Source organism: Brachyspira sp. (genome assembly GCF_050873525.1).
Lineage (GTDB): Bacteria > Spirochaetota > Brachyspiria > Brachyspirales > Brachyspiraceae > Brachyspira.
Map to the genome: position 1 here is coordinate 1 of NZ_JBNMIZ010000090.1, position 10035 is coordinate 10035.

A 10035-nucleotide genomic window follows, 5' to 3' on the forward strand; every position below is an offset into this window, starting at 1 on the left:
ATAATTTTAACGAATAATTTTTTGATTAATAATGAGCTTTTAATTAGATTGACAAAAACCTAAAAACATATAAAATTAACGAAAAATAACGAAAGGTGGAGGAAGAATAATAAATACATGTATGTTCCGATAATGTATATTATGTTAACTTGCATATAAATTTTTTATTCTTGGCTTGAAAAATTCGCCCTATTTATGAAATTATCAATGTTCCGAGGCGACCGATTTTTAATCAAATTTTTAATCAAATAAATTGCCTTAATTTCGTTATAAAATAAAGAAAATAAATTTAAAATAAAAGGATTTGCAAAATGAAAAAAACAATAATTTTAATTTTATTAGTAACAACCGCGATAATATCATGCGGAAAAGACGGCGGTTCTATTTACGCCATGCATAAAAGATATAATAATTTTATCAATATTCTTCCAAACGATATAAAAAACGATTATTATGTTAACTCCGAGAAATACGGAAATTTGTATAAAGAATGGATAAACGAATTCAACTCTTGGACTGAAAATATTTTGAACGAAGAAGATTCGAAGATAAAAGAAATATCCGCAAGAATAACGCCCGATAAAATAGAATACGCGCTTGAAACTTTAACGAGCAGAAATTACGAAAGAAATTTGCCAACCGAACTTATGATTAAAGTCAAAAATCATACCGATAATTTGGCGCTCAATATAAAAGAACTTGAAAAAGAAGAATCGTTTTCAAATGCCATGTTGTCGCTAAAAAAAGACGAAGCGATAGAACATTTTACAACGGAAGATACGATATTTTATTATGTTTGGAATTATCTTATAACGGTAGACCGACCGAGACGATTTCAATAAGAATTTAAAATAAAAAATTAAATTTAAGAATTCCCTAATAATCCGCTTCCGATTCTAATCATATTTGCGCCATGTTTAATTGCGAGATGATAGTCCGAAGTCATACCGATAGAAAGAATCGAAATTTTATTTTTATCGAATTCCAAATTAATATCGTTATATATTTTATTAAGGCTTTCAAATTCGTTTTCGATTAAATTTGAATCTTCGCTGTTCGAGGCGACTCCCATAAGTCCTTTGATTTTTATATTTTTAAGATTTAAAATATTTTGATAATTTTTTTTATAATCGGATAAATTAAATCCGCCTTTTTGACTTTCATTGCTTATATTGAATTGAAGTAATATATTTTGTATTTTATTATTTTTTTGAGCTTCTTTATTTATAATTTCCGCAATTTCTACGGAATCCACGCTTTGTATCAAGTCGGCAAACTTTACGATATATTTTATTTTATTGCTTTGAATTCGTCCTATGAAATGCCATTTAATATTTTTAAAATTCTCAAGCTCCCCTACTCTATCCCGCAGACTTTGAGCCTTGCTTTCGGCTAAAGGCAAATTCAAATCAAGCGACAAAAAATTTTTTATTGTTTCCAAAGACGAATATTTGCTAACGGCAATAATTTCTATATCGTAATTTATATTATATTTTTCTTTTAGAAGATTGATATTATTTTTTATTTCGTTATATTTTTGAAGTATTAAATCGGCTTTCATAAATATATTATACTAAAAAAATTTTATTTGTCTATAATCGCCCTACCCTATTTTATACAATCTTTACAAAAAAGTTTTATAATATATAATAAATACAGTTATTCTAATTTTTAATAAATACGGAAATAAAAATGATAAAAAAAATACTCTCCGAATTGGAAAGCGAAGATAAAAATAAAAGGCTTCATGCCCTCGATAAATTATCCGAAATCGTTTTTGATACGGATAGAATTTTAGTCATAAAAGCGCTTAAACCTCATATATTGGACTGGGACGAAGATGTGAGGGCTAAAGTTTCTTCGGTTCTAAAATTATATACGGAGCAATGATTATGGGGAGAATAATATCTTTTTCAAGCGGAAAGGGTGGAGCGGGCAAAACTCTATGCACGGTTAATTTCGCCACCGAATTGGTTTCGAGAGGCTATAAAGTTTTGGTTTTCGATATTGATATTAACTGCTCGAATGTTTTTATACTTCTTCATGTAAAACCCGAATCAAAACTGCAGGAATATTTTGAAGGAAATTCCACTTTAAAAGACTGCATCATAAAAAGCGAATTCAATATAGATGTAATAAGCGCGGGAATCAATATTCAAAGATTCGTTCAATTTGAAAACGATTTTAATTTGTCGACTTTGGCGAGAGATTTAAAAGAATTATCCGCAGAATACGATTATGTTTTAATCGATTACGCGGCTGGAATAACTCAAGCTATGATGAAATTTTATGAAATGTCTGACGATATTATTTTAATCGCAAATCCCGAAATAACTTCATTAACCGACCTTTATAGACTAATGAAAATGATGTTCGTAAATAAAATAACAAACAAAATGTATTTGATAGTAAATAAAGTAAAAAATATCGACTGGGCTATTAATCTTTACAAAGAAGTTAAAAAAGTTGCCGATAAATTTTCTTTGGATATAAATTTGGTTTTACTGGGACCGATTTTATTTGACGAAGAAAAAGTTATGGTTTCTATTCAAAAGAGAACTCCTTTAATAATATTATATCCGAAAACTCCAATCAAAGGCGGATTTTCTTTAGCCGTCACGAGATATTTATACGACTTGGGACTTTTAAACGAAGAAAATGCGAGAGAAAAATCTTTCGCAGATTTTTTCTAATCGTAATAAAAATAATTAGGATAAAAAATGAAAAATAAAATCATTAAAAAAGAAAATTTAATTTATATAATACTTATAATATTTTCAATATTTATCGGCGTTATTTCAAGAATTCAATTTACGGCAATAAACAGTATTTAACTTTTAAAGAATATAGAATTAATAAAAAATCCTATTAATCAATCAAATGACATGCGCAAAAATGTCCGCTTCCTATTTCTTTAATTTTCGGCTCTTCGGTTTTGCATTTTTCAATTCTCTCTTTGCATCTTTCGTAAAACATGCATCCTTCATGCTGTTTAAGTAAATCGGGAGGAACTCCTTCTATGAATTCCAATTTGTCCGCAGAATTATTTAATCTCGGAGTGGCTGCAAGAAGTCTTTTAGTATAAGGATGTTTCGCGTTTTTATAAATATTTTCGTTATTTACAATTTCCGCAATTTTTCCACCATACATTACGCAAACTCTGTCGGCAATTTCCGATTCCAAAGCCAAATCATGAGTTATAAATATAAAAGATAAATCGAATTCTTTTTTTAATTTTTTTAATAGATTTATTATTTGAGCCTGAACGATTACATCAAGCGCCGTAGTCGGTTCATCCAATATTATAAGTTTTGGTTTAAGAAATAAAGCCGCCGCAATAACCGCTCTCTGTTTCATGCCTCCAGAAAGTTCATGCGGATATCTGTTTGCCACGCTCGAATGAAGCCCCACATAACCCAAATATTCTTCAATCAATTTTAAGGCTTCCGTTTTATCCATTTCGATATGTCGGTTTAAAGTTTCAAGCATTTGTTTTCCGATAGTGTAAACGGGAGTGAGAGAATTCATAGCGCCTTGAAAAACCATCGATATTTTAGCCCATCTTATATTTTTTCTAATATATTCTTCTTTCAATTCGATAATATTTTCGCCGTCAATTATAATTTTTCCGCTTTCGTATTTTCCAGGGACTGAAGGCATTCCGAGTAAAGAAGTTCCGAGACTCGTTTTACCGCATCCCGATTCTCCGACTATTCCCAAAGTTTCGCCCTTTTTTATTTCAAAGCTAATATCGTTTATCGCCTTTACTTGTCCTTTGGAGGTGTGATAATACATTTTTAAATTTTCTACTTTTAATAAATCGCTCATAATTTTTATTCTTCGTTTTAATATTATGTTAATTATATAAATTAATACTCATAAATGCAAGATAATATTTTTTTCATTTTCGACATTGCAATAAATCTATGGCTGATTAAATTTTTTTCTTCCGCTTTCATTTCCGCGTAAGTTATATTAAAACCATTTGGCATAAAAATCGGGTCGTATCCGAAACCTTCAAATCCTCTCGGGTTTTCAATTATTTTTCCATCGACTCTTCCTTCCAAAGCGATATAATATTTTTCATTTAGCATGCATACCGCCGAAGTTATAAAATATGCCGTTCTGTCTTTTTTATCTTTCAATTCTTCCAAAATCATTTGCATTTTTTCTTTATAGCTTAAGTTTTCTCCACCGTATCGCGCGGAATATAGCCCGGGTTTTCCTTCGAGTGCGTTAATGCAAAGTCCCGAATCGTCCGCTAATGATGGAATTTTTGTTTTATCGTAAACCGCTTTTGCTTTTATTAAAGAATTTTCCATAAATGTTTTTCCGTTTTCTTCGATTTCCATGTCCGCTGGCATAGGCGCTATTTCATTAACGCTATTTTGTAAGATTGATTCTATTTCGGCTAATTTATGTTTATTTGCTGTCGCTATAATTAATTTTTTTATCATTTAAATTTAATCCATAATTAGTAATATTAAAATAATAACATATATTAATAAAATAACCATATAAAATTTGATTTTGAATATTGATAATATATAATTGATAAAAATTAATTTTGAGTAAAAATTATGAATAAAGATTTAACGAAAGAAATAAAAATAACCGACATAGAAAATATAAAAATAGGAAACGCCGAAAACGAAAAAGCGGGAACAGGATGCACGGTTATAATTTGCGAAAGAGGAGCGATAACGGGACTCGATGTCAGAGGAGGAGGACCAGCGTCAAGAGAAAGCGAATTAACTAAACCTTTTGCATCCGCCGAAGTTATTCATGCCGTTTTATTGAGCGGAGGAAGTGCGTTCGGTTTGGATGCGGCGGACGGAGTAATGAAATATTTGGAAGAAAGAAATATAGGATTCGATGTCGGCGTTACAAAAGTTCCTTTGGTTTGCGAATCTTGTATATTCGATTTGAGAGTCGGAGATTATAAAATTCGTCCCGATGCAAAAATGGGCTATCAAGCCTGCGTCAATTCCGAAAAAAATAATATTCAAATGGGAAATCATGGAGCGGGAACGGGAGCGACAGTCGGAAAAATATTGGGAATAGATTATGCAATGAAATCTGGACTCGGATTCTACGCTTTACAAATTGGAAATTTAAAAGTCGGCGCTATAGTTTCGGTTAATGCTTTTGGAGATATTTTCGATTATGAAAGCGGTTCAATGATAGCGGGACTTCTCAATAAAGAAAAAAACGGATTTAGAAATTCCGAAGAAGAATTGATAAAAACAGCGGAAAATAAAAATCTCTCTTTCGATATTGAAAATAATATAACTACAAACACGACTATCGGAGTTGTTATAACGAACGCAAAATTTACAAAATCTCAAATTGGAAAAATCGCTTCTATGACTCATAACGGATTTGCAAGGACAATAAAACCCGTTCATACGGCTTTAGACGGCGACAGTATTTATGCAATGTCGGTTGGAAATGTGAACGCCAATTTGGACGCTGTTGGAAGTATTGCGGCAATCGTAATGGGAAAAGCTATAAACTCGGCTATAATTAATACAAAATCCGCTTACGGTTTCAAGGCTTATAATGATTTGATGAAATAAAATATTGTCATTTGCCGAGACTAGGATAGAAGCCAACAGAGTGAAGTCCGCATTTGGCGAGGCACACGGAGTGTAGAGAGTAATATATTTTTATTTGGCTTATAACTAATAATAAATTAGAATTTAAGTTTATAATTTACTATTTATCGTCATTATGAATAAAAGTCCATTTTTCGTTTGGAGTTGGGTCTTCATATAATACTCTTTGCCTTTTCTCATTTCGTCCAAATTTTATTATACCACCAGAATCCTCTCTACCACGAAAATTCCAAATATTTCCTCCAGTATATGAAGTCTTATTATCAGATGTAGAAAAGGTATATATAATACTACCTGAACCTCTATAAAAACTTATAGCTTCTGATGAAACTGTTGCCGTTATATTCTCCCCTGTAGTCTTATAGTATGTTCCCCAATATGCTTTAGGGATAAGTCCATCTTTACTATATTCATTGTCCTCTCCATCATTTGGGTCTTGTTTTGGTTTGCAACTAATTGAAAATAATAATATAAATAATGTGATTAAAGATATAATTTTAGCACTTGACTTGACTTGACTTGACTAACGAATTTACAGTAATTTTTGTTGTTTTTCATTTTTTGCCTCCAAAAATTTAATTTAATTAAGGTAGCTATATTATAATAAATTTTTTGTAGTTTGTCAAGCGTTTAAGAAAAAAATTTATCATTGCTATACTAATAATTATTTATACAATTTTACAGAAACTCTTTTGGTTTCATCTTCGAGCCATTTAACGAAAGATTCTCTCATACGAATTTCGCCAAGATAATTTTTTACTCGCGTTCTTATACTGTCCATATCTTTTTCTACGGAAATTATTTTTACGATATAAAATCCTTTTCCGACTAATTCCCTAACCGTGCTAACCGTCCCAACTTTATAGCCTCTCTTTACCAAATTAAGTCCCGCGTTGATTTGAGCAGGCAAAGATTTTTTTCCTTCGTCATATAAAAGATTGTAGCCCAAATCTCCGCCATTATTTTTTGTCGCTCTGTCATCGCTGTATTTTTTTGCAAGTTCCGAAAAATCGTCTCCTCTCGCCGCCAATCCTCTAACAGTATTTGCAATTTGCTGTTTTTCGCCTTTTTCCGTAAAAGTCGTAGCCTGAAAAAATATCCAAGAAAGTTTAACCAAAGTGTCGACTTCAAACATAGATTTATCTTTACTATTGTTATAAAATTCATCAGCTTCCGTGTCGCTTATATCCGAACTATTTACCACAAGCCCGCTTAAATTTTCCATCGCGATTTGTTTTTTTATTGAGTTTCTATATTCTTCGTAGGAAATGCCTTCCGCTCTTAATTGTTTTGAAAATTGGTCTAATGTCATATTATACTGTTTGGCAATGCTGTCTAATCTTCTGCTTACATCGTTTTCTTCTATCGTATAATTATATTCCTGCAGTTTCAAATACATTATTCTTTCTTCAACCAAATCTTTATAAACTATATCGTCATTTATATTCTGCCCAATCGATTTTGCCTGAAGATTCAAAAAAGTTCTTCTGCTTATAAAATCTTCGTAAGTTATCGGCATCGAACCTACAATTCCGACTATGCTATTAACCACATCGCCGAATAAAATATTATTAAAAAAATTATTAAATATAAAAAAAGACAGCAAAATAATTTTCTTCATTGGAATAAATCTCCGTTAATTTATTTTTTATTTATTATTTATCGTTAAAAATTAAAACCGTTTATAAAGAATAACATTAAAATAATTTATATGCAACTAATTTTTTTCGTTAATTAATTTTGATTAAAATTATAAAAATTATATTTCAAGCAGTTTTAATCGTCTTAAAAATTCTTTATTATATTCTACGATTATATCGACATTCTTTTTACTTATCGGATGAATAAAATGAATTTCTTTCGCTATAAGCGCAAAACTTTTCATTTTATATATTTTAGCGTTTTTGGAATAAATTTTATCTCCAATAATCGGATGCCCAATGCTTGACAAATGAACTCTTATTTGATGCGTTCTGCCTGTAATCGGATTTAATTCCAAAAGCGTATGTTCTTTTAACTTTTTCAAAACTTTATAGTTTGTTATAGCGTTTTCTCCGCCCAATTTCACACTCAAAGGAATTCTTTTATTAGGATTTTTCTTGTCTTTTCCGATTGATAAGTTTATAGTTCCTTTTTTATTTTGTAAAGTTCCCTCTACTATTGCATGATATATTTTATTTATATTTCTATTCTTAAAAGCGTCTTCAAAATATTTTTTAACGCTCTCGTCTTTTGCAAGAATTACTATGCCAGAAGTATATTTGTCGATTCTATGAACCAAGTAAAGATTTTCTATTTTATCGAATTCTTTTTTAATTGTTTTTGTTAAATTCTCGTCAACTTCGATTCCAGCGTCTTTATTTATCGCTATAAAATATTCGTCTTCGTAAATAATATTAATCATAAAAAATTATTTCTTAAATATAAAAAACACGGCAAGTATCAAACATATAAAACCTATAAAATGATTTAGCCTAAAAGTTTCGGTTTTGAAAAATACTATAGTAAAAATTGTAAATACGGTTAATGTAATCGCTTCCTGAATAACTTTAAGCTGCATAAGTGAAAATGGACCTCCGTTTCCTGAAAATCCTATTCTATTTGCTGGAACTTGAAAACAGTATTCAAATAAAGCTATTCCCCAGCTAATAAGAATAATTAGAGGAAGCGCCAATTTATCTAAGCCTTTTATTTGATTAAATTTTAAATGTCCATACCATGCAATCGTCATAAAAGTGTTTGACAAAATAAGAAGTATTATTGTAGTTATACCTTTCATAAATTTTATTCTCCTAAAAAATATTTATTAAAAATTTATTATTTATAATCAATAATAATTATCGACTGAAATTTATTCTTCTCTCTTTTTAATTTTAAATCTATTTCTAAAACTCGAATAAATCGAAGGAATTATAACGAGCGTAAACATTGTGGAAAATATTAAACCTCCGCAAACGGCGATTGAGATAGGTTTATACATTTCGTTTCCGCTTCCCGTTTCGATAATCATTGGAAATAAACCCAAAATAGTAGTCAAAGAAGTCATAAGAACGGGACGCATTCTCCTTTTGCAAGCCTCCAAAGCGGCAATATCCCAATTTATATTCTTTTCCAAAAATAATTTATTCATATAATCAATCAATACTATTCCGTTATTAACCACAATTCCAATAAGCATTATTATTCCAATTCCGCTGTAAACATTCAAAGTATTAAAGCTAAAATATAAACATATTAAAGCGCCGAATAAAGCGAAAGGAACGGCTAAAGATATTACGAAAGGAATTATATAAGATTCAAATTGAGTCGCTATAATCGCGTAAACAAAAATCAAAGCCATTATTAAAGACACTAATAAATGATAAAAAGCTTCTTGCATATCTTCGTAATCTCCCGCAAAATTAACCGAAAAACCGATTGGAATATAAATATTATTAATTTCTTTTCTTATATCGTTCACTATATCGTTTATCGGGCGTCCGAAAGAATCGGCATTTATTTCTATTATTCTTTTTTCGTTTTTTCTTTTTATTTCCATAGGTCCCGTATCTCTATTTATATTCGCTAAAGACGATATCGGGACGATGCCGTTTGGAGTCGGAATCATTATTTTATGAACGCCCGAAATATTCTTTCTGTTTTTATCTTCGAGTCGAACTATAATATCCGAATCAAAATTTATAGAATCTCCAAATCTCATTTTGCTTGCCACATTTCCGCTGAAAGAAGTTCTTATAATATTTGCTATTGTGTTTACATTTACCCCCATTTTTGAAACCAAATCTCTATTAACATCAAATATCATCTCTCTGCTCGAATCGTCTTCTTTTATCAAAACATTTCTAATTCCTCGCACTTTTGAAACTGATTTTATGATTGAATCCGCGATATTATATCCTCGCTCCAAATCGTCTCCCACAAGTTCGATTATAATCGAGCTGTAATTTTTAGGTTTTCCGAAAGCGACATTTTCCGAATTAAGCTCTATTCTACCGGGATAGCCGTTTACTTTATTTCTTATAGTTTCCACATATTTATTTATTTTATGCTTCCTACCCTCTTCTTTATCTACTAATTTTATTCTAACCTCGCCATGATGTTCGTTTTTTCCCGTTCTTACTCTCGATTCATAATAAGCCATATTATTGCTTAAACTGTCTTTTATATTGTCTTCCATTTTGAATATAAAAGAATCGGTAAATTCCACTCTCGAACCTACGGGCAATCTTAATCTCGAAATTATAGTTCCTTCGTCCGATACTGGATAGCCTTCCTTTCCTATTAAAATTAATAAAGATATTAACGAAACAAGCAAAGCAAATCCGACAAAAATAAAAGCTTTCTTTTTATTTTTAATAACGATTATTAAAAGACTCAAATAAAATTTTTCTATATTTTTATGAATATTATTATTGAC

11 protein-coding genes are annotated in these 10035 nt (G+C 30.4%); 4 read left to right on the forward strand and 7 right to left on the reverse strand.

The genetic code is table 11. From position 1 onward, the window contains the following. Positions 1-311: 311 nt before the first annotated feature. On the forward strand, positions 312-842 hold the full coding sequence (locus tag ACR0QS_RS07365; RefSeq protein ID WP_432632792.1) for a hypothetical protein: 531 nt from the start codon (positions 312-314) through the stop codon (positions 840-842). 23 nt (positions 843-865) lie between these two features. Here the strand turns inward: ACR0QS_RS07365 and ACR0QS_RS07370 are convergent, their stop codons facing one another. Beyond that, on the reverse strand, positions 866-1561 hold the full coding sequence (locus tag ACR0QS_RS07370) for a YggS family pyridoxal phosphate-dependent enzyme (RefSeq protein WP_432632793.1): 696 nt from the start codon (positions 1559-1561) through the stop codon (positions 866-868). 131 nt (positions 1562-1692) lie between these two features. On the opposite strand from ACR0QS_RS07370, the gene ACR0QS_RS07375 reads away from it, so the two are divergent. Then, positions 1693-1890 carry a hypothetical protein gene (locus ACR0QS_RS07375; protein ID WP_432632794.1) on the forward strand — a complete coding sequence of 66 codons (198 nt, stop codon included), beginning with the start codon at positions 1693-1695 and terminating at the stop codon, positions 1888-1890. A 2-nt stretch (positions 1891-1892) separates the two neighbouring features. Then, a complete protein-coding gene (locus ACR0QS_RS07380; protein ID WP_432632795.1) occupies positions 1893-2693 on the forward strand; it encodes an AAA family ATPase in 801 nt (266 codons plus the stop codon). 175 nt (positions 2694-2868) lie between these two features. Here ACR0QS_RS07380 and ACR0QS_RS07385 read toward each other — a convergent pair whose 3' ends face one another. Together ACR0QS_RS07385 and rdgB are read right to left on the reverse strand one after the other, a co-directional pair. Beyond that, the gene (locus ACR0QS_RS07385; protein WP_432632796.1) at positions 2869-3828 is read right to left on the reverse strand and encodes an ABC transporter ATP-binding protein; all 960 of its coding nucleotides are present in this window, start codon (positions 3826-3828) and stop codon (positions 2869-2871) included. A gap of 41 nt (positions 3829-3869) precedes the next feature. Then, complete coding sequence (gene rdgB, locus ACR0QS_RS07390) at positions 3870-4457, reverse strand: RdgB/HAM1 family non-canonical purine NTP pyrophosphatase (RefSeq protein ID WP_432632797.1); 588 nt, start codon at positions 4455-4457, stop codon at positions 3870-3872. 123 nt (positions 4458-4580) lie between these two features. Here rdgB and ACR0QS_RS07395 point away from each other — a divergent pair, with 123 nt between their 5' ends. Beyond that, entirely contained in the window at positions 4581-5579 is a 999-nt protein-coding gene (locus ACR0QS_RS07395) for a P1 family peptidase (RefSeq protein ID WP_432632798.1), read from the forward strand. A gap of 703 nt (positions 5580-6282) precedes the next feature. Here ACR0QS_RS07395 and ACR0QS_RS07400 read toward each other — a convergent pair. The 4 genes from ACR0QS_RS07400 to ACR0QS_RS07415 all read right to left on the reverse strand — a co-directional run. Then, positions 6283-7239 carry a peptidylprolyl isomerase gene (locus ACR0QS_RS07400; protein ID WP_432632799.1) on the reverse strand — a complete coding sequence of 319 codons (957 nt, stop codon included), beginning with the start codon at positions 7237-7239 and terminating at the stop codon, positions 6283-6285. Positions 7240-7377: 138 nt separating this feature from the next. Further along, the gene (locus ACR0QS_RS07405) at positions 7378-8019 is read right to left on the reverse strand and encodes an RluA family pseudouridine synthase (RefSeq protein WP_432632802.1); all 642 of its coding nucleotides are present in this window, start codon (positions 8017-8019) and stop codon (positions 7378-7380) included. A gap of 9 nt (positions 8020-8028) precedes the next feature. Then, positions 8029-8397 carry a DMT family protein gene (locus tag ACR0QS_RS07410; protein WP_432632800.1) on the reverse strand — a complete coding sequence of 123 codons (369 nt, stop codon included), beginning with the start codon at positions 8395-8397 and terminating at the stop codon, positions 8029-8031. 72 nt (positions 8398-8469) lie between these two features. Beyond that, positions 8470-10035, reverse strand: a 1566-nt coding sequence (locus ACR0QS_RS07415; protein WP_432632801.1) for an efflux RND transporter permease subunit, incomplete at its 5' end; no start/stop codon positions are given.

What these genes read in the sequence shown, in the direction of transcription:
- ACR0QS_RS07365 (WP_432632792.1), top strand. Translation starts at nt 312, where the DNA reads ATGAAAAAAACAATAATTTTAATTTTATTAGTAACAACCGCGATAATA.
- ACR0QS_RS07370 (WP_432632793.1), bottom strand. Translation starts at nt 1,561, where the DNA reads ATGAAAGCCGATTTAATACTTCAAAAATATAACGAAATAAAAAATAAT.
- ACR0QS_RS07375 (WP_432632794.1), top strand. Translation starts at nt 1,693, where the DNA reads ATGATAAAAAAAATACTCTCCGAATTGGAAAGCGAAGATAAAAATAAA.
- ACR0QS_RS07380 (WP_432632795.1), top strand. Translation starts at nt 1,893, where the DNA reads ATGGGGAGAATAATATCTTTTTCAAGCGGAAAGGGTGGAGCGGGCAAA.
- ACR0QS_RS07385 (WP_432632796.1), bottom strand. Translation starts at nt 3,828, where the DNA reads ATGAGCGATTTATTAAAAGTAGAAAATTTAAAAATGTATTATCACACC.
- rdgB (WP_432632797.1), bottom strand. Translation starts at nt 4,457, where the DNA reads ATGATAAAAAAATTAATTATAGCGACAGCAAATAAACATAAATTAGCC.
- ACR0QS_RS07395 (WP_432632798.1), top strand. Translation starts at nt 4,581, where the DNA reads ATGAATAAAGATTTAACGAAAGAAATAAAAATAACCGACATAGAAAAT.
- ACR0QS_RS07400 (WP_432632799.1), bottom strand. Translation starts at nt 7,239, where the DNA reads ATGAAGAAAATTATTTTGCTGTCTTTTTTTATATTTAATAATTTTTTT.
- ACR0QS_RS07410 (WP_432632800.1), bottom strand. Translation starts at nt 8,397, where the DNA reads ATGAAAGGTATAACTACAATAATACTTCTTATTTTGTCAAACACTTTT.